This is a genomic window from Legionella genomosp. 1, assembly GCF_900640215.1.
Lineage (GTDB): Bacteria > Pseudomonadota > Gammaproteobacteria > Legionellales > Legionellaceae > Legionella_C > Legionella_C quinlivanii_A.
Genome location: NZ_CAAAJH010000008.1, coordinates 47847 through 70907 on the forward strand (window position 1 = coordinate 47847; position 23061 = coordinate 70907).

Sequence of the window (23061 nt, forward strand, 5' to 3'; positions counted from 1 at the left end):
AGCGAAAGTAGTGACTCTACTATTAAATTTAGGGTGTATTCACGCATAGATCAATCTTTCGCGCATACTGTTTATGGTTTAGCTTTTGGGGCAGCCGGCATCCAGGATGTAGCGGTAATCAACTTGACACATGGTCATCACCTAATCCCTGAAAACTTAGTGATAAAAAACAGTTGCTTGTATTACCTGAACCAGGCAATTCAACTATACTTTTAACATTGACAATCAGGGAACGTAATCTATGAATAGGGAAATTGCGATAATCGGTCTGGGATATGTAGGCTTAAGTCTCGCGACGGCTTTAAGTAAAACATACAAGGTCTATGGTTATGATATTTCCGAAAGCCGAGTTCAGGAACTAAAAAAAGGCTTTGACAAAAACAATCTGGTAAATAAGACAGAATTACAGGAAAGTCCGGTATTTTTTACCAGCAATACGCATGAGATTCGTACGGCTAATTTCTTTATTGTTACTGTTCCAACCCCTGCCTTTTTTTACGAGCTGCCTAATCTCGAACCGGTGATTAATGCGACTAAAGCGGTAGGCAGTATTTTGAAGAAAGGCGATATTGTTGTTTATGAATCGACTGTCTATCCCGGCACTACCGAGGAAGTATGCCAGCCTCTACTGGAAGAGATGAGCGGTCTTCGTTGTGGAATTGATTTTAATATTGGTTACTCACCTGAACGGATTAGCCCTCACGATCCGCATTATAATTTAAAAAACATTATTAAGGTGATCTCTGCGCAGAATCAGGAAACATTAAAACAGATAGAGGACGTTTATAAAAACTGCTGTGATACCTTATATCCTGTTTCAAACATTAAAACTGGCGAAGCGGTGAAGATTCTCGAAAATACCCAGCGCGATATTAATATCGCCTGTATGAATGAATTTGCACAAATCATGCACGGACTTGATTTAAATGTGCATGAAATTTTACAGGCCGCTAAAACCAAATGGAGTTTCGTGCCTTTCAAACCTGGATTTGTCGGTGGTCACTGTATTGCTGTTGATCCCCTGTATCTGGCATTCAAGGCAAAGCGGATTGGCGTTCCGCACGACCTGATTTTAACGGCGCGAAAAGTGAATGACGGAATGCCTTATTTTGTTATCAGTCAATTAGTCCAGGCTTTGATCAAGTATGATATTCCGGTAAAACATTGCCCGGTGGGTGTTTTTGGGATTACCTATAAAGAAAATGCGGCAGATATCAGAAGCAGCCTGGCATTGAAATTTATCAAGGAATTAAAACTGGCAGGTTTCCAGTGTCAGGTGCACGATCCTTTTGCCGACAGGGACTATGTTGAGAAAAAATATGATATCCATCTGGTGGATTATGACGAAGTTAATACCATCTCTGCGGCGATTGTGGTCGTAGGGCATGACTATTATCGGCAGAAAGGTTTGCAGTCCTTAGTGATGAAATGTGAGCGCCCGGCGGTTATTATGGATATTCCCAATTTGTTTGCTGAGGAAAAACTGGATGAACCCGGGGTGTTTTACTGGGGGCTTTAATTCGCTACACTGGTTGTGCAATCCTGATGCAGGTGATTGCTGCAATCAAGTGTATTAACGCTATTCTTAATAACAAGGACTAGTATGGCGATTCTAATTACTGGCGGCGCTGGATTCATTGGTTCAAATCTGGCTGAGTTATATTTGAATTTAAATGAGGAAGTGATTGTAGTAGACGATTTGAGTACCGGTAAACTACGCAATATAGAGCCCTTTCTTTCCAATAAAAAATTCAAATTTTATCATTCCAACCTGCTGGAAATACCCCTGGATCCCATCGTGCAGAAGTGCGAAGTTATTTTTCATCTGGCTGCCATTGTGGGTATGTTTAATGTTCTGCAAAGACCGATTGCGACCCTTGAGGTGAATATGCAGTCCACTGAGCGTTTACTGATGGCGGTTTCACGCCTTCAGGAAAAACCAACCGTACTATTAGCCTCAAGCTCTGAGGTTTATGGTTCAAAACCCATTGCTATGAAAGAGACAGATCCTTTGCATGTTGAGGCCAGTGGGAAAGCCCATGCCAGTTATCCCGTTTCCAAGCTCTGTAATGAGGTGGCAGGAATGGCTTATTATCATGAAATGCAGGTGCCAGTCAGCGTTATGCGAATTTTTAATACCGTAGGTCGTCGGCAATCATCCCGTTATGGAATGGTATTACCCCGTTTTATAAAACAGGCGACCCATGGTGAGCCAATCACAGTTTTTGGGGATGGTAGTCAGACACGCTCTTTCTGCGATGTCAGGGATACTTGCCAGATCATGCGCGAATTAAGCCTCAGTAATAAAGCAGTGGGTGAAGTGGTCAATGTCGGCAGCGATCACGATATCAGCATTATTGAGCTTGCCAATCTGGTGAAGCATCTGGCCGAATCAAACTCTGAAATCCAGTTTCAAAGCCTGGAAGAAACCTACGGCGACGGTTACATCAACATCCAAAATCGCAAGCCTGAATTAAGCAAATTACGTTCTTTAATTAGCTATCGACATCATTGGTCATTAGAAAAGACAATCACTGAAATGCTTGAACATGTGGTTTGCTGAATTTGAGCATAGATTTGGCTGAGGGGGATTAGAAGAAACCCCCTCTCTAATCCTCACTGCTATCAAGTTAAGATCAGTTGTATATTAAACTGTCTTCCCCGCAAAGGCGGGGACCCATCTCTGAGCTAGCTATAAAGCTAATTGCGGAGTGGATTCCCGCCTTCGCGGGAAGGACATCAGAGGAGAAAGGATTTTAAAGTTATCGCCTGTCAAAGCGGTTTTCCCAGAAGGCGGTTAACAAAATACCTTAAGGTTCCTCTTGCACAACAGGCGGCACGAAATTCCCTGAACCAGAGCATTTCTGCGAGAATCAGCCAGATGCTGCGAAATACATCTTTCATGCGATGGTATTTATTAAAAGTAATCAGGTTTAGAAAAATCATCGCCACGGTAATATAGGCAAGATATCCCCAGGCCATCACCAGAAACCAGAAAATAACCTGATAATCGATATCCCCAATAAAGTAGGCAATGATAAAGGTACAGTAAGAGCAGAACTCGACAACTGGCCCTAAAATTTCAAAAAGGACAAAGGCTGGGAAGCTTATTAAACCTACAATTCCATAGCGAGGGTTGCCGAACATCGTGATAAATTTCATGGCACTTCGCCACATGCCGCGCTGCCATTTATCACGCTGATTCCAGAAGCTTTTGGCAGTTGATGGAACTTCCGTCCAGCAAAAAGCGTTGGGCGAATGATTCAAAGAATGAGGAAATCTGTTTTTGATCATATAACGATGCAGTTTGAGCGTAATCTCCGCATCATAGGAAAAGTTTTGCGAATCATAGCCGCCGACCTCGCGAAGGCTTTGTGTTTCAAACAAGGTAAATGCACCAGGATAGCACATGGCTCCGCCCAGCACATTGAGTCCGGCTCTTCCATAAAGAAAGGAGCGCAAGTATTCCAAACCCTGCACGGCAGGCACGAAGCGTTTGGGTAAATCGGTGGTTAGTAAACGTCCATTCTGGACTTTATTTTCATTCAGTACATACACAGACCCGCTGACCACAATACAATGGCCTTTTGATAAAAAACTGAACATCATGCGAGTCAAAGCCTCTGGCTCGAGAACCGTATCGGCATCCACTGTGAGCATAATGGGGGTTTGACAGGCATTTAAGCCGACATTGACGGAGTCCGCCGCGCAATGATAGGGCGAATGCTCTTTATCAATGACCATCAGATTAGGAAAGCGAGCTGATTGAAAGCAGTGCCTGACTTTGCAAGTAGGTATGGTCTGCTTAATTACCGTAGGAATTTCATACAACTGGAATTCATCAATCAATATTTCCATCGTTTTATCGGTTGAACCATCATTAACTACAATAAAACGAACATTTTTATAATTGCTGTTTAAGCCGCTGTAAAGCATGGAAAGAATGCGATGCTGCTCATTAAAAGCGGGGGTGACAATGGTAATTGGTATCTGAGTCAGTTGATCAATAAACAGGCTGATATCACCCAGTGTCACTTCGCGAAACTTCTTGATTACCTCAGGAAAGGAAAGTATCAGCAGGAAGGAATACCAGAGCCCAAGGAATGTAAAATAGACCAGAATACAAATCGAGATAAAGAATAATATACCCGTCATTTTCTATTTCCCGAAAGAAGTATTCGTTGAGCGGTCTCGTAAGCAAATTTATCATTCTCTGGCGATTGTGCTTTTAATATGTCTATGCCGGCTTCTCCCTGTGCATATAACGAGGTGGCAGAATTCACCCGCACCCACCACTGCGGATCGGTTAATAAAATACTTAATATATCCATACTCCTGGGATTGTGAATCCTGGCCAGAGATTTTGCAACTGCTGCACGTACCTCCCATTGAGGAACAAAGGCTAAATCATAAAGAATCTGGTTTTTCCGCTCATCCTGTACTTCTGTCAGGTATTCAATGATGCCAATACGTAAATCAACCAGATCAAACAGCAAATCGTCAATGGCACAATCAAGAAGTCTGGTGTAAGGGATTTGTTTCAAGAGTCGATAGCAGAATAACTTGGTATAAGGCTCTCTTTCAATTTGCAGCCTGGCAATAATAATGTCCGCCACATCATAATTGGACACTTCCGATATTTGGGCGAAGAAGGATTGCTGCAGATGGCGGCCTTTGGCAAAACTGGTAATCAATTGATTAATAACGATTGGATTTTGATATCGGATACCAGTGCTCGCCGCATTTATCGATATTAATAAAGTATTGTCACGAACTAATTGACTTAGCCTGTCTTCATCACTTTTTTCAAAGCCGTAACTGAGGCAAATTGCCGCATAATAGCGTTTAAGCCAGTTGCGGGAATTGTAAAGATTTCTGGCTGCAGGCTGTAATAAGTTATCTGAGAGATAAATGATGAACCGCTTAAAAGCAGCCTCATGCTGATGATGAGTTTCCATCGTCTTTAGTACCATGAGAACCACATCAATCGCTTTGATGTATTGACGTAATTTTTTAGCAGGTAATTCCTGCTCTTCACTAAGGCAAGCGCTCAGACGTTGGGCAATTTCATCGGCCAGTTTTTTGGTTTTGCCCGCGCGGTAGTGAAAATAGCCACGGGTAAAATACATGGCTAAAACAAAAATAAAGATGAGTGCAAACTGAAAAAGAACCACAAACTTGATGATTCCTAAAAATTGAGCCATAGCAAGCCTAAAAACGGTATCGTAAACCCAGGCTGCCGTCGTATAAACGGCGGACCAGGTCAGAAGGGTATTGCCAGCGCTGATATCCGGCACTTAAATCAACTACCAGATGATGATTGAAAATTGGGAAAGTATAATTCACATTAATAAAACTGTTTTTGATAACCAGGAAATTAACAGTTAATAAATCGGCCAAATCCGGGCTGTGGCCGCTGCCCCCACCCAAACCGATATAATGATCATCAGTAGAAAAATATTTTCTCACCCTTCCTGTATATAAATAGGACTTGCTGTTTGAATCCCGCGGAACAAAATAAAAAGGGCGAAAGCTAAGCCACAAACTGCCGGGATATAGATTAAACGAGCCAGTGTAAGTGCTTAGATAGGTGCTGGCTATTTGCGCGTATTTGGCTCCTGCAGATAATTCAAAGAATTTGGGTATATTGACATAGCCCTCTGCAGCACCGGTAAAATCCGGAAACAAGGCGGGCTGATCGGACCAGGCTGCCATTAGATCGGCATAAATATTTCGGTTGAATCGGGGAGAGATGTCTATTTCATATTGGTTTGCATTGAGACTCTGTCGTGAAGCATAGTTAATCCTCCCGCCCAGTCGGCCCCAGTCTGTATCCCGGCTATAGTAAAGAGTTGACCAATCCCATATCGAGTGAAGATCATCGACATAGGCGTTATCGGAAGCGATACCAATTTCATTCACACCATAGGTATATCTTGGGCTAATGTTGCTAATCTCATTCAACATTCCCCTTGCGCCTCGATTGTCGGGTGAGAGCATCAGAACCTTCTGATAGACCCGGGCTGCCACCGCGTATTCGCGCAGAATAGTGTTAATTTCGCCCTTTTTCAGCAATAGATCAATATTTCGTGGCTGAGTACGCAGGCCTTTATTGATAAGAAGTAAAGCCTGCATATCATTATGTTGCCTGAGGTAAAAATCAGCCAGCGCAATGCGGTATCTGGTATTTTCAGGATGGATTTCCAATAATTGAATCAGGTAGACCTTTGCCTTTTCATATTTTTTCTGACTAATCAGCTGATTTACTTTGACTAACTGCGGATCAATGGGTTCGACAGTTGCCGGTCCAGGGGAAACTGGCTTTTTATTTTTGATCGCAGTTAAAGAGGCCAGATTTTTTGCGAGCTCTTTCAGATCGTGATTACCAGGATTGAGTTTTAAACCAGCTTGCAGCAAATCCCTGGTATCCTCATATTTTTTATTGATAAGCTGAATGCGAATAAGAGCAGCCCGCGCATCCACATAGGCGGGAGTTTTTTCCAGTACCATTTTAAAATAGCCGGAGGCTTTGGCAAATTGCTGCTGTTGATAATAGATAAGTCCTAATACCAGAGTAACATCCCCATCCTCAGGGTTTTTGCTTAAGTAGCTTATTGCTTTGGCTTTAGCCAGTTCCAGTTTTCCCTGTTGTCTTAGTTGTTGCAGCTCGGCCAGCAGTTTTTTTGAATTATCTGTTCTGGCAGCGCTGGGCGCCTGTATTTTGAGTGCTATCCTGGAGGCAGAGGAGGGTGCGGGCATACTCGCTACCTTTTGTGGTGAAGGAACAGGCGTTTCTGCTTTCACCAGCTGATTATGCAGTTTCAATAATTCAGCCTGTCCTGGTTGAAGTTTAAGCCCTTCTATCAACAGTTTATTCGCTTCAGCAAAACGACTCTGCCGCAATTTAAGTCGGATTAAAGCGACTCGGGCATCGGTATAAGTTGGGGTATTGGACAGGACCTGTCGAAGATAGGATTCTGCCTCAGCAAGATTATTCTGCTGCATTTCAATCAACCCAAGCAGCAGCTGTACATCGCCATCCTTTGGAAATTGATGCAGGTAATTTTTAGCCGCCTCTTTGGCTTGCTTAAGCCTTCCTTGCTGACGAAGGGTCTGAATCGTTCTTAAAATATCAGCTTCTGCCGGGCTTTCCTTATTTTGAGTGGATGCGCCGGCTGGCAATGGCGGGATGACTGACTCCGCCCCTTGAGCAATAACAGGCAAGCTGAAAAAAATAAGGATCATCCATTTCAAATTATATTTCATCAGCTTATTTCAATTTAATGAGTTTGGGTTGGCGTTATAATCACCATAGGTTGACATAGAAAAAGCCGGCAATCAAGCTTGCACGCAGGCGTAATCGCCTCATGTTCTGGCAAAATTATCAATTAAGCGAATGTCGCCAATCAGGACCGCAGCATAACGACGGTTCTGATAATCAAGCAAATACTCCACCTGTATACCCCTGGATTCCAGCTCGGTAATAATCTCGGCACAGGATTTGTTCTGATGAAAAATTTGCGCAAACTGATTCGCTAACTGTTTTTGTTCTGCGGTCAGGCGGTTGTTTCTCGAGCTATAGGCCAATCCGCTTTCTTCCCTGATTGTGGGACAGCCAATGACATCGATGCCCATAAAAAAGGCGGAAACCATTCCTTTGATTAATTGATATTGCTGATAGTCCTTTTCCCCAAAGTAGGCGCGGTCCGGTTTAATCAGATTAAATAATTTCATTACGATGGTCAGCACGCCATTAAAATGCCCGGGACGATATTGCCCCTCCATCAATTTGCAAAACTCGTTTTCCTGAATCTGGTAGGTGTAACCATCATGATAAATAGCCTCCTTTTCTGGCAGCAGGCAAAAATCAACGCCGGCATTTTCCATTAACTGTAAATCGGCTTCGAGGCTGCGGGGATAATGATTAAAATCATCCTGACGGTTAAATTGAGTTGGATTGACAAAGAGGCTGGTTGCAGTGAGTGCATTCTCTCGCTTGCTTCTTTCAAAAAGCGACAAATGACCGATGTGCAGATTACCCATCGTGGGGGCAAAACCAATATCTGCTTTTTCTGGCAATGAACGGCGAAAGTTAATCCAGTCCTCAAGTCGATTAAAAATTTGCATAATTTTGTAGCTCACTGTTAAGAAGATTAAAATCCTCACTCGCCTCGGGGAGAACTGGAGGTACTACCATTAAGTTAAAGGAATTCTGCAATGATATGTAGGTTGGGCCCTTGGCCCATAGCGGTCAGGCTAAGAAGTGATGTTATCCCCTCTCCACCGCGCACAGCGTGGGGGAGAGGGTAGGGTGAGGGGGTTAAAAAATTTATCACGTTAGTGATTCCATTTTGTTGTGGCAATAAACCATCGCCACAGAAATATGATTAATGAATCGCTTCGCGAACTTGTTTAAAGCCCCCTCACCCTAACCCTCTCCCCCGCTGCGCGCGGTGGAGAGGGGATCTGATATTCTTAGCCTGACGGCTATGGGCCCTTGGCCCAACGTTGAGCGTTGGGTGGTTCAACCCGTTTGCGTGGGCCAAGGGCCCAACCTACAATAATTCCAAAATTTCCGAGACTTAAAAAGCATGTTCCTCGGCAGGAAATTGTGAATGCCTGACTTCATTAATATAGTCATTAATCGCCTGTCGAAAATAGGCTTTACCTTCACAATATTGTTTGAGGAAATGCGGTTTGAAGTCATTTAAGCCCAGCATATCATGCCAAACCAATACCTGCCCGTCTGTTCCCACACCGGCTCCTATACCAATTGTCGGGATAGAAAGCTGGCTGGTAATGTGTTCCGCTACGTTCTGAGGAACGCATTCCAGAACCAGAGCGCAGCAGCCGGCAGCCTCCAGATCCTTGGCCTGGTTAAGTAATTGTTCTGCCTGCTCCCGGGTTTTACCCTGTACTTTATACCCGCCCAGCTGATGAACTGACTGGGGAGTAAGGCCAATATGACCCACAACCGGTACGCCAGCGGCAACTAAATGGGCTATGGTTTTGCAGGTGTCCAAATCCCCTCCTTCAATTTTTACGGCCTGCGCTCCAGCCTGCAGTAAACGCCGTACATTGGCAACGGTTTCCTGCTGTGAGCCTTTATGCGCCAGGAAAGGCAGATCGCTGACCAGGAATTGTTTTTTTATACCACGCGCAACTGCACGAGTATGAAATTCCATCATTTCAATGGTAGCCATTACCGTTGTCTCATAGCCGTGAACAGCCATGGCCACTGAATCACCCACCAGAACACAATCCAGTTCAGTTTCTGCAATAATGCAGGCGGATGGGTAGTCGTAGCAGGTCAGAAAGGATATTTTTTCACCTAATGCTTTTTTACGCTTGAAATCGGTGATTTTCATGATGTTCTCCCTGTCTGAGTTATAACAGGGAATAATTCAGGTACCTGTCTCATGGATCAAGTCCTCCATTTTATATAAGTGTTTGTCAAAGTCACTGCCCATCGGGTCAGTGCTAGGGGAGTTTGTTTAGTAAAAATAAACTCCTTACTTAGATCATAAAGCACGTGCATCAAATTGCAAGATGAGTTATATACTCACGTCGCCCAAAACCTGGCATTTTGAAGCTGCTGGGGTATAATTTACCATTAATTTAAACTGGCTGGACCGTAATGATACCTGTTGACAAATTGAATATACCTGGCGAACATCCTTTCAGTTTTGAAGGCGATGCAGGCGCTCTGGAAGCGGTGCTTAACGTTCCCGCGCAATCAATGACACCTGCCATTGCCTTCCTTGGACATCCTCATTCTCTGCAAGGCGGCTCCATGAATAATAAAGTGGTGACCACGATGGCACGTGCTTTCAGAGAGCGGGGTATTCCCAGTATCCGCTTCAATTTTCGCGGTGTGGGTGAGTCAAAGGGCAAATATGATGAAGGCATTGGCGAAAGCGAGGATATGCTGAAGCTGATTCAATTATATCGGGAAGCTGTACCCAATGCTGAAGTGATTCTGGCGGGGTTTTCCTTCGGCTCATTTGTTACTTACCGCAGTGCGGCGTATTGCCCGCATCGTTTATTAATCAGCATTGCGCCGCCGGTGCATCACTACGATTATTCTCTGTTCAAGCCTCATGACTGGACTATTTTCCAGGGCGACGAGGACGATGTGGTCCCCTTATCCCTCGTTTTGGATTTTGCCGCCAGGGAGCCGCAGATTGAATTAATACGGTTTGCGGATACCGGGCATTTTTTTCATGGAAAACTGCTGGAACTAAAGGCTGCCTTAAAGCAGCTGTTAATTGCAAGAGAAATAGGTTATGAGCCTGCTTGAACAGTATGACCGAGCTATTCAGACCGGTGATATTGAAAACGATCCGCTGCAGCGTGATGTTTTACTTCTGCTTGAGAAATTAAGTACCGAGCTAAGCGCCCCGAAAAAATTTTCACTATTTTCACGCTGGAAAGCGCCTCTTACGGGGTTGTATATGTATGGTTCAGTAGGAGTCGGTAAAACCTTTTTAATGGATATGTTTTACGAAAATCTTTCTATTAAAGAAAAACTCCGTTTTCATTTTCATCATTTTATGCAGCAGGTCGATAAACGCCTGCGCGCCCTGCAAGGCATAAAAAATCCTTTGCAGCGGATAGCCAGCGATATTGCCCGCTCCACAAGAGTATTATGCTTCGATGAATTTATGGTGGACGATATCGCTTATGCGATGATCCTCGGCGAGTTATTGCAGGCCCTGTTTGAGCAGGGAATTATCCTGGTGGCAACTTCCAATAGCCCGCCGGACAAGCTTTATTGGAAGGGAGTGCACAGAGCTCGCTTTTTACCGGCCATTGCGGCAATTAAAACCCATTGCCAGATTATTGAGCTCAGAGAACGCCGTGATTATCGCCTGGGCCGGCAAAAGCATGTAGAAACCTATCTCTACCCATTAACACCGGCCACTCAGTCATTAATGGAGAAGCAATTCATTGAATTGGACCCGCATTTTCAAGAGGCGGGCGCTCTGCAGATTCAGAATCGTGACATTCCCTATCTCATGAAAGCAGAGGTGCAAATCTGGTTTGACTTCAGAGTAATCTGCAATTTACCGCGAAGCCAGCTGGATTATCTGGAAATTGCCGAACAGTTTGACACGGTTTTTGTGAGTTCAATACCTAAGTTCAGTGAACGGGATACTATTTACGCCATTTTATTCATCCATTTCATTGATGTGATGTACGACCGCGGTATCCGCCTGATCCTATCGGCTGAAGTACCTCTAAGCGAACTTTACCACAGCGGTGAAATGACCCAGCCATTCAAGCGCACCTTAAGCCGGCTTGAAGAAATGCAGTCGGAAGATTATCTGCAGCGGCGAAAGGGGCGATCAAGTCGACACTTATCCAGTTTGGATTAAATAAGAAATTTTCCTGGTTTATAATAAAAATTCAAATGAGAATGATTATCGATATCATTTATGTTAGAATTAATTTTATTGCTGTCAATTTGTAAACTTAGATGCGAATAGATGATTTAAAAAAAGGTGATTGTGTGCGTTTGCTTGATTTTGGCATCACTGAGCCCTCCTATCGGCGCAGGCTGCTTTCTTTAGGTATCACGCGCGGCGCGGAATTAAAAATTATTCGTGTGGCTCCCCTGGGTTGTCCTGTACAAGTTGAGGTTCGTGGCACATCGATTAGTTTGCGTCGGGAAGAAGCGCGTTATCTGCTTCTGGAGAAGGCATAATGCATATTTTATTGGTGGGTAATCCCAATTGCGGTAAAACAACATTGTTCAATGGCTTAACCGGTGAAAATCAGCGCATTGGCAACTGGCCTGGTGTTACGGTTGAAAAGAAAACCGGCTCATTTAAAGTGCGGGATGAGTCCATTGCCATCACCGACTTACCAGGCATTTACAGTCTGTCAGCCGCAGCAGGGGAAGCCAGCCAGGATGAGCAAATTGCCTCGCGGGCGGTTATGGAATTGCCTGCCGATTTAATTGTGAACGTGATCGATGCCAGCCATCTTGAGCGCCATTTATATTTAACCAGCCAATTACTTGAGTTGGGCAAGCCGCTCATAGTCGCTTTGAATATGACTGATATTGCAGAACAACAAGGCGTAAGCATACAGATAGAACAGTTGTCAAAACGTCTGGGTTGCCCAGTCGTTCCCTTGCAATCCCATAAAAAAGTCGGCTTCAGGGCGCTCGAAGCGCAAATTATGGATCACAAAGGATCCTGTAAGCCCTTAACCTTGTCTCTGCCTGCGGACGCAGAAAAGGAATTACAGGATTTCACCCGGCACCTTATTGATGATAAGCAGCTGATGCCGCATTTGGCTCATTACCACGCCTTGAGGAGTCTTGAGGGTGGCGTCTGTTTTTCAGAGGCTGGCTCCCTGGCGGACTATGACATCAGCCTGGCGGATGCCCGCTATCAGCTTATTCATGAGATTGTGAACAGCGTTCAGCAGAAAAAGAGTGATGCCAGCGAGCATTTCACCGCCCGGCTGGATCGTTTTGTATTAAACCGATTTCTGGGTTTTCCTGTATTTCTCGCCGTCATGTATCTGATGTTTTTATTTGCTATCAATGTCGGCGGGGCATTTCAGGACTTCTTTGACATTACTACCGATACTCTTTTTGTGCAGGGCAGTGCCTGGTTATTGGCGCAAATACATACACCACAATGGTTAATAGCCTTGATTGCCAACGGCATTGGGGTGGGAATTAATACCACACTGACCTTTATTCCGGTGATTGCCTCGATGTTCTTTTTTCTCTCGCTGCTGGAAGCATCCGGTTATATGGCGAGAGCGGCATTTGTGGTCGATAAACTGATGCGCCTTTTGGGCCTGCCGGGTAAATCCTTTGTACCGATGATTGTCGGATTCGGCTGCAACGTGCCTGCTATTATGGCGGCAAGAACCCTGGATTCCGAGCGAGATCGCTTATTAACAGTATTAATGAGCCCTTTTATGTCCTGCAGCGCCCGTCTGGCGATTTATGCGGTGTTTGTTGCCGCGTTTTTTCCCAGCGGGGGGCAAAATGTCGTTTTTGCATTATATCTTATTGGTATTTTGATGGCGGTATTAACCGGGTTATTGCTACGTAAAACCACTTTGCAGGGGCAGGCATCGCCTTTGGTTCTGGAGCTGCCCGTTTATCATAAGCCTTCATTACGCCGCCTGCTCAGAGAGACCGGCTTTCGCTTGAAACATTTTATTGTGCGCGCCGGGCGGGTCATTATTCCTGTTTGCATTTTATTGGGCGGTTTAAATGCCCTGACAGTCAGTGGCGGCATTAGCAGTAATGAGGCCGATACGCATTCCGTTTTGTCCTTGCTGGGTCAATGGCTGACGCCGCTGTTTGCGCCCATGGGGCTAACCCAGGAAAACTGGCCGGCCACGGTGGGACTCCTGACAGGCATGCTGGCAAAAGAGGTGGTAGTCGGCTCTTTAAACTCTCTTTATGCACAACTGGGTCACGTAGGACAATCGGCGCTTGACGGCTTTGATCTCCTGGGCTCACTGCAATCGGCCTTCTGGTCAATTCCTGAAAATCTGGCCAATCTCGGGCAGGCGTTGATTAATCCCATTCTGGCAAGCGCGCCTGATAACGAGCTTTCTCATTCAATGTATGGCATGATGGCCGAGCGTTTTGATGGAAAAGCCGGTGCATTTGCCTATTTATTGTTTATCCTTTTATATATACCCTGTGTGTCCACAATGGCAGCTATTCGTCAGGAAGCCAATCGCCAGTTAATGTGGTTTTCAGTGATCTGGTCTTTTGTAGTGGCTTACACAGCAGCGGTTTTATTTTATCAATTGGCGCGATTCGGTCAGCATCCGTATCAGACAATTAGCTGGATTACAGGTTTGGCGCTGTTCATGACTGGATTTATCAGTTACCTTCGCTGGCAGGGGGTTAGGAAAAATAAACATGCTTATGCAAATTCTTGAGTATTTTAAAAAAGAGAAAGTAGCCAGTAATCAGCAATTGGCAAGATTATTAGGCGTCGATATTGGCGCACTGCAGCCTATGCTTGATCTGTGGCTGCGCAAAGGAGTGATTGCCTGCTGTCAGGAAAAGTCAGCCTGTCAGAGCAGTTGTTTCAAGTGTAAAGCCACTCCACCCGTTTACTATCAGTATGTCGCTCCAAACTAATAGCTTGCGATTCACCACTGTTTGTTGACTGCTGCCAGGATTTACAAATTTTTTTCTATTTATCAGGGATACACCTATCCTTAAATTGAGCTAAGATAGTCTATAGATAGTGAACTGGTGTAAATTATGGCTGAAGCAAATAATTCTGATGGCTTTTTGATTGGGGATGACATTCGCCAGGAAATTAAAAATGCCCAGGATATGGACCCTATAGCATTAGTAGAACAGGTCTATCAACTCTGGTGGCATTGGGCTAATTTTGAATTGTATATTATTAGTCCTATTATTGATCCGGTAATACCTCCTTTAGTTATCGAGCCTGAATTACTGCCCAACTCGCAAGAGCGTGAATTCGTTTACAATATCCATGACTTCGGCCATAAAATGACCACGTCAAAGGCAGAGGATATGTATGAGGCGGGCATGTCGATGTGCAAACTGTATTACACCATAGAAAAAATGATCTTCCTGCTAATCGAACGATTAAAGTCGGGTGGTATTGATCAGGAAACAGAAGTACAAATTGCTTTTGGTGGTCATGAGCTGGGCCAGCGAAAGGCTTTCGAGTCTGTAATCAATCTCAGTTACAATGTGGTTGTAACCAATTTCGACCCCGGTGCCTGGGGCGAACGCTATTTGCAAAATGTCAAAGTATTGGCCGCCAAGGGCTATGGTTATCCTGAAGGCACCCCGCGTGATGTTTATCGAAAACACCCGCAGGCGGGCACTCCAGGTATGAAGAGATAAATTTTCCATTGCGCATGAGCTTCGCAGAGGCATGTTTTCTTAAGATCCTCTCTCCCCTTTCAGTAGAGAGAGTTAGAGACACTGCCATTAAGTTAAGCTCAGTTGTATATAAACTGTCCTCCCCGCGAAGGCGGGGATCCCCCTCTCTGAGCTAGCCATAATGCCAATTGAGGAATGGATTCCCGCCTTCGCGGGAATGACATAATCCCTTGCCTTAATGGCAGTGAGAGTTAGAGAGAGGGGATTTCTCCTTAATTTGCGGAGCTGTAACTCAAAGTTTAATCAGTCGCCATTGCTTTTCACCTTTCTTAACCAGGCGTAATTTCCAGCTTCGCATCCCGATAGTCTGTCCTCCGGAACGCAGAGAAACGAAGTAATAAAAAAAGAAAAGCAACGATAAGGCGAGTTGTAGATAGTGATTGCCTGGCATGATCGCCTGGCCATGATTCAGAAATACAGCAATCCCTGTCAAAATAAAACTGAGAGCGCTGAGAATCAGGCAGTCATAAAGGCAGGCGGCAAAGCATCGAATCCACATGTAGGATGATATTAAATGAAATTACCTGTTTTAGCAGGAGAACCCCTACCAAAGCAAGGAGTTTCCTGTGAAAATTATCATTCTTTCACAAAGAGTGGAATTGCTTCAAAAAAACAGAGTGGTATACTTTGCGAGGTTTTGGCTTGAGTTTTGATAATTCAGCGTTGATTATTGTCTCTAATTTTAAGGATGGCTAATAAGTGAAACAAAAACGACCGATAAATCTTGATTTGGGGTCTTTAAAATATCCACCGATGGCAATCGCATCGATTTTACACCGCATTTCCGGAATACTATTATTTGTGTTGATGCCAGTCGCATTCTATTTTATAGATTTATCCCTCCAGAGCGAAGAGTCATTTCGCAAAGTGGGAGAGATGATGGCCCATCCATTTTCAAAACTGGTGTTCTGGGGGCTGGGCGCAGCATTAATTTATCATTTTCTTGCAGGCATACGACATATGCTGATGGATTTAGGTTATGGAGAACACCTGGAATCCGGGCGGCGCGGGGCGATTTTAGTCATTAGTGCGTCGGTCATCTTTTCACTTCTTCTGGGGATATGTATATGGTAACAAATGTCACCAGTTTGACCGGAAATGGTCTACGGGATTGGTTAATTCAAAGAGTCAGTGCGGTTTATTTTGCTGCCTATATGGTTTTTATTCTGGCATTTCTGCTCATCCATTCGCCGTTTAGTTACACCGAATGGCATGCCTGGGCTCAAAGCAGCTGGTTCAAAGTAGCCAGTTTACTGGCATTGGTTGCATTCTCTCTGCATGCCTGGATAGGAATATGGACTGTTACTACTGACTACATAAAATGTACGGTTCTGCGGCTCAGTGTCCAATTATTGGTTGCAGGTTGGTTATCCGCCCAGTTTATCTGGGGCTTCATGATTTTCTGGGGACTATAAATGGCCTTAGCTCGTAATAAATTTGATGCGGTAATTATTGGCGCTGGCGGTGCAGGTATGCGCGCCGCCCTTCAGCTCGCCAATTCAGGATTGAAAGTGGCTTTATTATCAAAGGTCTTTCCAACCCGATCACATACAGTATCGGCGCAGGGAGGAATTACCGCGGCCCTCGGCAATGCGGATGAAGACGATTGGCGCTGGCATATGTATGATACCGTCAAGGGAGCAGACTATATCGGCGATCAGGACTGTATCGAATACCTGTGCAAGACCGGGCCTGAAGCAGTGTACGAATTAGAACATATGGGGCTGCCATTCTCCCGTATGGACAATGGCCGTATTTACCAGCGTCAGTTTGGCGGGCAATCAAAAAACTTCGGCGGTGAACAGGCCGCTCGAACTTGCGCTGCCGCTGACCGGACAGGTCATGCGCTTTTACATACGCTGTATCAGCAAAACCTGCGTGCCAAAACACATGTATTCAGCGAATGGTATGCCCTTGATCTGGTAAAAGATGCGCAGGGCAGGATAGCTGGTGTAACCGCAATCTGCATCGAGACTGGTGAAGTTGTATTCTACCAGACCCGTATCTGTATTCTGGCAACCGGCGGTGCTGGACGTATCTATCAATCAACCACAAATGCCTATATCAATACTGGCGATGGATTTGGAATGGCGCTGCGCGCTGGAATCCCCCTGCAGGATATGGAAATGTGGCAATTTCATCCAACCGGTATTGCTGGCGCAGGAACACTGGTCACTGAAGGTTGCCGCGGTGAAGGCGGTTATCTGATCAATAAAGATGGCGAGCGCTTCATGGAGCGCTATGCGCCACGCGTCAAGGATCTGGCTTCCCGTGATGTGGTCGCCCGGGCGATGGCACTGGAAATTCGTGCCGGCAAGGGCTTTGATCCCCAGGGTGTAGATTATGTAAAATTAAAGCTTGACCACCTTGGTGCCGATTTAATTAAAGCCCGCCTGCCAGGCATTCGCGAGCTGTCAATCAAGTTTGCAGGTGTGGATCCGATTGTCGAGCCAATTCCTGTTGTACCCACCTGCCATTACAGCATGGGCGGAATTCCAACCAACATTCATGGGCAGGTTCTGACACATCGCAACGGTATGGATCAAATCGTTGAAGGCTTGTACGCTGTGGGTGAATGTGCCTGTGTCTCCGTGCATGGCGCAAATCGTCTTGGCGGTAACTCATTGCTTGACCTGGTTGTTTTTGGCCGGGCTGCTGGATTGCATGTAGAAGAATTATGGCAATCGAATCAATTGCCGGATATGCCTTATGTAACCGATGATGATGTCGCCATGTCGCTGGCTCGTTATCAGCGCTGGCAAGATGCAAAAGAGGGTGATTCACCGGCGGTACTGCGCGCAGAAATGCAGCGGGTGATGCAGGAAGATTTTGGTGTGTTCAGAACTGGCCAGGTGATGGCTGAAGGACTGCATCGTCTCGATGCATTGAAAGCACGTCTGGAAAATGCCTGTATCAAAGACAAGAGCAAAGTATTTAATACAGAATTGATTTCAGCGCTTGAGCTGGACAATTTAATGGCTACGGCCTATGCGACAGCGCAATCAGCACTCGCGCGCACAGAAAGCCGCGGAGCGCATAGCCGTGAAGACTTTCCAAAGCGTGATGATGCGAACTGGATTAAACATACGCTATATTTTGGTGAAGAGAACCTCATTGATTATCGGCCGGTTAATGTGAAGCCGAAATATGTAGAGCCGTTTCAACCCAAAGAACGTGTTTATTAAGAGGATATATTATGTCGGCAAGCAGAACATTGAGCCTGCATCTCTATCGTTACAATCCTGAGGTTGATAGCAAGCCTTATATGCAGGAATTTAAAATGGAGATCCCCGTCAAGAGTGATCCCATGCTGTTAACTTTACTGGAAAGGCTTAAAGCGGAGCAGGACGAAACGATTACATATCGTCGTTCCTGCCGTGAAGGCGTTTGCGGATCAGACGGAATGAATATTAATGGCACGAATGGATTAGCCTGCATCACTTCGTTGTCACAATTAAAAACCGATAAAATTGTGATTCGACCTCTGCCGGGCTTCCCGGTTATCCGTGACCTGGTTGTTGATATGTCGCAATTTTATCAGCAATACGAGCGTATTGAACCTTATCTGCAAAATGATGAGGTGGCGCCTGCTCGTGAGCGGCTGCAGACTCCGGAGGAGCGTTCCAAGCTGGATGGTTTGTATGAGTGCATTTTATGCGCTTGCTGCACCAGTTCCTGCCCGTCATTCTGGTGGAATCCAGATAAGTTTGTTGGTCCAGCCGGATTACTACAGGCGCGGCGTTTTCTTGCAGACAGTAGAGATACAGCTACTATTAAACGGTTGGATAAATTACAGGATCCATTTAGCGTTTTTCGTTGTCGTTCGATTATGAATTGCGCCAATGTGTGTCCGAAGGGACTCAATCCGACGCAAGCGATTTCTGATATTCGCAAGCAAATGTTAACAGAGGAAACTTGATAAGATTCTGATAGCTCTGATTAATCAGAACAGGCGACGCATGCAGCGAACGATGTGATTGAGCAGAGCATTTCCCTTTGGAGAGTGAAAAATGAGTGCTAGTGATTTGCAAAATGAATGGGCTTTAGGCTATCTTTCAGGCGGCAGTATGGCCTATGTGGATGGGCTTTATGAAGATTATCTTCAGGATCCTGATTCCGTTCCTGCTGATTGGCAAGCTGTTTTTAGCAAAATGGCTGCGGAAAATAGAGGTAATGGTCAGGATGTAGCGCACCGTGAAGTTCGAGATTACTTTTTGCAAAACGCAAGCCGAAAGAAAACAGCGGTTGTCAGCTCTGAAGACAGCAAGCAATATCAGATAGCTCATCTCGTCAATGCGTATCGTGCCTATGGCCACCATGCGGCCAGGCTTGATCCTCTTGATATGGCCGAGCGTATCTCTGTACCGAGCCTTGAACTAGGTTATCATCATCTTACCGAGAGCGATCTGAACCGCAGCTTTTATGTCGGTAATAATTTCAATGGCTCTGAAATGCCTCTGAAAGATCTCTACAAGGCATTACGTGATACCTACAGCGGCAGTATCGGTATTGAGTACATGCATATTTCGGATAATGAAGAAACCGAGTGGCTGCAGAAAAAAATGGAGTCCAGCCGCGGTCGTCCTCAATTTGATAATGAACAAAAGAAAAAAATCCTCAACGATTTGATTGCCGCAGATGGACTCGAGCGTTACCTGGGTACGCGCTATGTCGGACAAAAGCGTTTTTCGCTTGAAGGCGGGGATTCATTAATACCGATGATGAAAGAAATCATCCACCAGGCCGGTGAGTTTAAAACCAATGAAGTCATCATCGGCATGGCACATCGCGGCCGTCTCAACGTGCTGGTGAATGTGCTCGGAAAAGCCCCTGATGCCTTATTTCAGGAGTTTGAAGGCAAGGTTAAATCAGAGCTGACTGGTGATGTGAAATATCACATGGGCTTTTCTTCTGATATTCGTACCGAAAGCGGGGCAATTGTTCATCTGGCTCTTGCATTTAATCCCTCGCATCTTGAAATCATTGGGCCAGTTGTAGAAGGTTCAGTTCGCGCCCGCTTAAGACGCCGTAATGATTTGGAAAAAAAGGACAAAGTGGTTCCAGTGGTCATACATGGCGACGCAGCCTTTGCCGGCCAGGGTGTCGTAATGGAAACCTTCAACTTCTCACAGGCACGCGGTTATTCGACTGGCGGTACAGTCCATATCGTCATTAATAATCAGATTGGGTTTACAACCAGCAATCCTCTCGATGCCCGTTCCACGCTTTATTGTACGGATGTGGCTAAAATGGTTCAGGCGCCGATCATTCATGTGAATGGCGATGATCCGGAAGCCGTGGTTTTTGCGACCCAGATAGCCTTTGATTTTCGTATGAAGTTTAAACGCGATGTGGTCATTGATTTAGTCTGTTATCGCCGCCATGGACATAACGAAGCTGATGAGCCGTCGGTTACGCAGCCGACGATGTATCAAAAAATAAAGAGCATGCGTCCTTTGAGAGAAATTTATGCCGACCAACTCATAAATGAGCAAATTATTTCCAGGGAGCAAGTAGACGAAGCCATGGAAAATTATCGCAACCGTCTCGATCAGGGTCAACCGGTTGTTGAACTGGTACACGGTGATTACGAAGGAAACATATCGATTGACTGGTCGCCTTATGTGAATGCCAAATGGACTGATAAAGCCGATACAACAATAAGTCCTGCCGATATTAAAATGCTTTCCGATAAAATTCAGCAATTACCTGAAGGGTTTGAATTGCATCCGGTAGTCAGCAAACTGATGGCTGAACGTCAGAAGATGACTGCTAATGAAATCCCCATGAACTGGGGTTATGCGGAAACAATGGCCTATGCCAGTCTGCTTAATGATGGCTATAAGGTGCGTCTCTCCGGTCAGGATTGCGGTCGTGGTACTTTTGCTCATCGCCATGCGGTTTTGCATGATGTTAAAACAGGGGATTCTTATGTTCCTCTGGAAACCCTGTCGACCGATGCTGAACGAAACTTCGTGGTAATCGATTCGGTGCTCTCAGAAGAAGCCGTCCTTGCATTTGAGTATGGTTATGCCTCTTCCGAGCCAACCTCACTGGTATTGTGGGAAGCGCAGTTTGGTGATTTTGCCAATGGTGCGCAGGTTGTAATTGATCAGTTCATCAGTTCTGGCGAGCAGAAATGGGGACGCTTATGCGGTCTGGTGATGCTGTTACCGCATGGTTACGAAGGCCAGGGACCTGAGCATTCATCAGCCCGTCTTGAACGGTATATGCAGCTTTGCGCCCAGCATAATATACAGGTCTGCACACCTACCACACCGGCACAAATGTTCCATTTACTGCGCCGGCAAATGATTCGAAACTTCCGTAAGCCCTTAATCGTAATGACGCCTAAAAGTTTATTACGTCATAAGCTCGCAGTATCCCCGCTTTCTGATCTCTCGGAAGGAAAGTTCCACACAGTAATCCCCGAAGTGGATACAATGGATCCGGCCAAAGTTACAAAAATAGTATTATGTTGCGGAAAAGTTTATTATGATCTGTTGCAAAAACGCCGTGACGAGAAAATTGAGAGTGTTGCAATCATTCGAGTTGAGCAACTCTATCCTTTCCCTAAAAAAGCGCTAGGAAACGAGCTTGCCAAATTCCCGAATGCAAAAGCAATTGTCTGGTGTCAGGAAGAACCTCAAAATCAAGGGGTCTGGTTCTCTTCCCAGCACAACATCAAAGACTGTCTGAGCCCGGAGCAAACATTGAGCTACGCCGGCAGAAGCTTTGCAGCTTCTCCTGCAGTAGGCAGCCCCTTGCTTCATGCCAAGCAACAACAAGAACTGGTACAAGCGGCATTAAGTAATTAAAAATGATAGGTCCAGCGGTATAGCCGCTGGAGAAAATAACAATTAGTTTAGAAGGACACACCATGTCTATTGAAGTGAAAGTACCGACGCTGCCAGAATCGGTTGCTGATGCCACCATTGCAGCCTGGCATAAAAAAGCAGGCGACAGGGTCAGCCGCGATGAAAATCTTGTAGATTTGGAGACTGATAAGGTTGTTCTTGAAGTTCCGGCTCCAATGGATGGCGTACTAACGGAAATCCTGTTCAAAGAAGGGGATACGGTTACAGCCAGCCAAATCCTGGCTAAAATTGAAGCAGGGGAAGCCGCAGCACCAGCCCCTGCTGCACCAGCCAAAGCAGAGCCTGCAGCTCAGGCCGAGCCGCAGGAAGACAAAGCCACAGGTCCCGCAGTAAGACGCATGCTGTCTGAGCATGACTTGCAGGCGCAGCAAGTGACCGGCAGCGGTAAAGATGGCCGTCTGACCAAAGAAGATGTGGTTTCATTTATTGAATCCAATCGAGCCAAATCTGCTCAACCTGCAAGCGCTGCTGCAAGCCAGCAACCAGCTGCTGCAATGGGGGCAAGAGAAGAACGCCGTGTGCCCATGACTCGCCTGCGCGCTAAAATTGCTGAACGTCTGGTCCAGGCACAGCATAATGCGGCCATGTTAACGACCTTCAACGAAGTGAATTTGAAAGGCGTCATGGATCTACGCAACCAATACAAAGATCAGTTTGAGAAAAAACACGGTGTTAAATTGGGATTCATGTCCTTTTTTACCAAGGCAGTTGTTGAAGCATTAAAATTGTTCCCGGCAGTTAATGCATCTATCGATGGTCAGGACATTGTTTATCATGGCTTTTATGATGTGGGTATTGCGGTTTCCACTGATAGAGGATTAGTTGTTCCTGTAGTGCGCGATGCTGATCAAATGAGCATGGCCGAAATTGAAAAGGCAATTAACGACTCTGCTGGCAGAGCCAGACAGGGCAAGCTCAGCATGGAAGAAATGCAGGGCGGAACCTTTACCATAACAAACGGCGGTGTTTTCGGCTCGCTGCTGGCCACACCCATTATTAATCCACCGCAAACTGCCATTCTGGGTATGCACAAGATTGAAGAGCGCCCCATTGCTGAAAAGGGCCAGGTTGTCATCCGCCCAATGATGTATGTGGCCTTATCCTATGATCATCGCTTAATTGATGGTAAGGAGTCGGTACAGTTTTTAGTGACCGTGAAAGAGTTACTTGAAGATCCTGCACGCTTGCTGCTGAATGTATAGAGTCTACTCACAATCCATTAACCAGGCTGACCTGCGGTATGCAGGTCTGTTTTTTTTATAAGGT

Annotated in this window: 20 protein-coding genes; 14 read left to right on the plus strand and 6 right to left on the minus strand. The window is 45.5% G+C overall.

What is annotated here, in order from left to right:
- The first annotated feature begins 241 nt into the window (after positions 1-241).
- Positions 242-1519 (plus strand): nucleotide sugar dehydrogenase, encoded by a 1278-nt coding sequence (locus E1O89_RS09140; RefSeq protein ID WP_133139900.1) that lies wholly within the window; start codon positions 242-244, stop codon positions 1517-1519.
- A gap of 84 nt (positions 1520-1603) precedes the next feature.
- Entirely contained in the window at positions 1604-2563 is a 960-nt protein-coding gene (locus E1O89_RS09145; RefSeq protein ID WP_133139901.1) for an NAD-dependent epimerase/dehydratase family protein, read from the plus strand.
- A 209-nt stretch (positions 2564-2772) separates the two neighbouring features.
- Here the strand turns inward: E1O89_RS09145 and E1O89_RS09150 are convergent, their stop codons facing one another.
- The 5 genes from E1O89_RS09150 to panB form a co-directional block, all read right to left on the minus strand.
- Entirely contained in the window at positions 2773-4155 is a 1383-nt protein-coding gene (locus E1O89_RS09150) for a glycosyltransferase family 2 protein (RefSeq protein WP_133139902.1), read from the minus strand.
- A complete protein-coding gene (locus tag E1O89_RS09155) occupies positions 4152-5297 on the minus strand; it encodes a HEAT repeat domain-containing protein (RefSeq protein ID WP_133139903.1) in 1146 nt (381 codons plus the stop codon). Before E1O89_RS09155 ends, E1O89_RS09150 begins: the two co-directional genes overlap by 4 nt.
- Positions 5212-7266, minus strand: a complete 2055-nt coding sequence (locus E1O89_RS09160; protein ID WP_133139904.1) for a YaiO family outer membrane beta-barrel protein — start codon at positions 7264-7266, stop codon at positions 5212-5214. The genes E1O89_RS09155 and E1O89_RS09160 overlap by 86 nt, the downstream gene beginning before the upstream one ends.
- A gap of 99 nt (positions 7267-7365) precedes the next feature.
- Positions 7366-8127, minus strand: coding sequence for a pantoate--beta-alanine ligase (panC, locus tag E1O89_RS09165; RefSeq protein ID WP_133139905.1), 762 nt, complete (start codon positions 8125-8127; stop codon positions 7366-7368).
- 455 nt (positions 8128-8582) lie between these two features.
- Complete coding sequence (panB, locus tag E1O89_RS09170) at positions 8583-9368, minus strand: 3-methyl-2-oxobutanoate hydroxymethyltransferase (protein ID WP_133139906.1); 786 nt, start codon at positions 9366-9368, stop codon at positions 8583-8585.
- A gap of 269 nt (positions 9369-9637) precedes the next feature.
- Between panB and E1O89_RS09175 the strand changes: the two genes are divergently transcribed.
- From E1O89_RS09175 to E1O89_RS09200, 6 genes are all read left to right on the plus strand, one after another.
- Entirely contained in the window at positions 9638-10300 is a 663-nt protein-coding gene (locus E1O89_RS09175) for an alpha/beta hydrolase (protein WP_133139907.1), read from the plus strand.
- The gene (zapE, locus tag E1O89_RS09180; RefSeq protein WP_133139908.1) at positions 10287-11378 is read left to right on the plus strand and encodes a cell division protein ZapE; all 1092 of its coding nucleotides are present in this window, start codon (positions 10287-10289) and stop codon (positions 11376-11378) included. The genes E1O89_RS09175 and zapE overlap by 14 nt, the downstream gene beginning before the upstream one ends.
- A 101-nt stretch (positions 11379-11479) precedes the next feature.
- Complete coding sequence (locus tag E1O89_RS09185; RefSeq protein WP_058507088.1) at positions 11480-11707, plus strand: ferrous iron transport protein A; 228 nt, start codon at positions 11480-11482, stop codon at positions 11705-11707.
- A complete protein-coding gene (gene feoB / locus E1O89_RS09190) occupies positions 11704-13926 on the plus strand; it encodes a Fe(2+) transporter permease subunit FeoB (RefSeq protein WP_133139909.1) in 2223 nt (740 codons plus the stop codon). The genes E1O89_RS09185 and feoB overlap by 4 nt, the downstream gene beginning before the upstream one ends.
- Positions 13907-14131 (plus strand): FeoC-like transcriptional regulator, encoded by a 225-nt coding sequence (locus E1O89_RS09195; RefSeq protein WP_058507090.1) that lies wholly within the window; start codon positions 13907-13909, stop codon positions 14129-14131. Before feoB ends, E1O89_RS09195 begins: the two co-directional genes overlap by 20 nt.
- A gap of 126 nt (positions 14132-14257) precedes the next feature.
- Positions 14258-14878, plus strand: a complete 621-nt coding sequence (locus tag E1O89_RS09200; protein WP_112219487.1) for a virulence factor — start codon at positions 14258-14260, stop codon at positions 14876-14878.
- Between the two features lie 271 nt (positions 14879-15149).
- Here E1O89_RS09200 and E1O89_RS09205 read toward each other — a convergent pair whose 3' ends face one another.
- Positions 15150-15416 (minus strand): RDD family protein, encoded by a 267-nt coding sequence (locus E1O89_RS09205; RefSeq protein ID WP_133139910.1) that lies wholly within the window; start codon positions 15414-15416, stop codon positions 15150-15152.
- A gap of 200 nt (positions 15417-15616) precedes the next feature.
- On the opposite strand from E1O89_RS09205, the gene sdhC reads away from it, so the two are divergent.
- The 6 genes from sdhC to odhB all read left to right on the plus strand — a co-directional run bounded on the left by sdhC (position 15617) and on the right by odhB (position 22997).
- Complete coding sequence (gene sdhC / locus E1O89_RS09210) at positions 15617-15991, plus strand: succinate dehydrogenase, cytochrome b556 subunit (protein ID WP_112219485.1); 375 nt, start codon at positions 15617-15619, stop codon at positions 15989-15991.
- Entirely contained in the window at positions 15985-16332 is a 348-nt protein-coding gene (gene sdhD / locus E1O89_RS09215) for a succinate dehydrogenase, hydrophobic membrane anchor protein (RefSeq protein ID WP_112219484.1), read from the plus strand. The genes sdhC and sdhD overlap by 7 nt, the downstream gene beginning before the upstream one ends.
- Positions 16333-18102 carry a succinate dehydrogenase flavoprotein subunit gene (sdhA, locus tag E1O89_RS09220; protein ID WP_058507095.1) on the plus strand — a complete coding sequence of 590 codons (1770 nt, stop codon included), beginning with the start codon at positions 16333-16335 and terminating at the stop codon, positions 18100-18102. It abuts the gene before it with no gap.
- Between the two features lie 11 nt (positions 18103-18113).
- On the plus strand, positions 18114-18836 hold the full coding sequence (locus tag E1O89_RS09225) for a succinate dehydrogenase iron-sulfur subunit (RefSeq protein WP_133139911.1): 723 nt from the start codon (positions 18114-18116) through the stop codon (positions 18834-18836).
- Between the two features lie 91 nt (positions 18837-18927).
- The gene (locus E1O89_RS09230) at positions 18928-21735 is read left to right on the plus strand and encodes a 2-oxoglutarate dehydrogenase E1 component (RefSeq protein WP_133139912.1); all 2808 of its coding nucleotides are present in this window, start codon (positions 18928-18930) and stop codon (positions 21733-21735) included.
- 62 nt (positions 21736-21797) lie between these two features.
- Positions 21798-22997, plus strand: a complete 1200-nt coding sequence (odhB, locus tag E1O89_RS09235) for a 2-oxoglutarate dehydrogenase complex dihydrolipoyllysine-residue succinyltransferase (RefSeq protein WP_133139913.1) — start codon at positions 21798-21800, stop codon at positions 22995-22997.
- Positions 22998-23061 lie beyond the last annotated feature (64 nt).

What these genes read in the sequence shown, in the direction of transcription:
- E1O89_RS09140 (WP_133139900.1), top strand. Translation starts at nt 242, where the DNA reads ATGAATAGGGAAATTGCGATAATCGGTCTGGGATATGTAGGCTTAAGT.
- E1O89_RS09145 (WP_133139901.1), top strand. Translation starts at nt 1,604, where the DNA reads ATGGCGATTCTAATTACTGGCGGCGCTGGATTCATTGGTTCAAATCTG.
- E1O89_RS09150 (WP_133139902.1), bottom strand. Translation starts at nt 4,155, where the DNA reads ATGACGGGTATATTATTCTTTATCTCGATTTGTATTCTGGTCTATTTT.
- E1O89_RS09160 (WP_133139904.1), bottom strand. Translation starts at nt 7,266, where the DNA reads ATGAAATATAATTTGAAATGGATGATCCTTATTTTTTTCAGCTTGCCT.
- panC (WP_133139905.1), bottom strand. Translation starts at nt 8,127, where the DNA reads ATGCAAATTTTTAATCGACTTGAGGACTGGATTAACTTTCGCCGTTCA.
- panB (WP_133139906.1), bottom strand. Translation starts at nt 9,368, where the DNA reads ATGAAAATCACCGATTTCAAGCGTAAAAAAGCATTAGGTGAAAAAATA.
- E1O89_RS09175 (WP_133139907.1), top strand. Translation starts at nt 9,638, where the DNA reads ATGATACCTGTTGACAAATTGAATATACCTGGCGAACATCCTTTCAGT.
- zapE (WP_133139908.1), top strand. Translation starts at nt 10,287, where the DNA reads ATGAGCCTGCTTGAACAGTATGACCGAGCTATTCAGACCGGTGATATT.
- E1O89_RS09185 (WP_058507088.1), top strand. Translation starts at nt 11,480, where the DNA reads ATGCGAATAGATGATTTAAAAAAAGGTGATTGTGTGCGTTTGCTTGAT.
- E1O89_RS09195 (WP_058507090.1), top strand. Translation starts at nt 13,907, where the DNA reads ATGCTTATGCAAATTCTTGAGTATTTTAAAAAAGAGAAAGTAGCCAGT.
- E1O89_RS09200 (WP_112219487.1), top strand. Translation starts at nt 14,258, where the DNA reads ATGGCTGAAGCAAATAATTCTGATGGCTTTTTGATTGGGGATGACATT.
- E1O89_RS09205 (WP_133139910.1), bottom strand. Translation starts at nt 15,416, where the DNA reads ATGTGGATTCGATGCTTTGCCGCCTGCCTTTATGACTGCCTGATTCTC.
- sdhD (WP_112219484.1), top strand. Translation starts at nt 15,985, where the DNA reads ATGGTAACAAATGTCACCAGTTTGACCGGAAATGGTCTACGGGATTGG.
- sdhA (WP_058507095.1), top strand. Translation starts at nt 16,333, where the DNA reads ATGGCCTTAGCTCGTAATAAATTTGATGCGGTAATTATTGGCGCTGGC.
- E1O89_RS09225 (WP_133139911.1), top strand. Translation starts at nt 18,114, where the DNA reads ATGTCGGCAAGCAGAACATTGAGCCTGCATCTCTATCGTTACAATCCT.
- E1O89_RS09230 (WP_133139912.1), top strand. Translation starts at nt 18,928, where the DNA reads ATGAGTGCTAGTGATTTGCAAAATGAATGGGCTTTAGGCTATCTTTCA.
- odhB (WP_133139913.1), top strand. Translation starts at nt 21,798, where the DNA reads ATGTCTATTGAAGTGAAAGTACCGACGCTGCCAGAATCGGTTGCTGAT.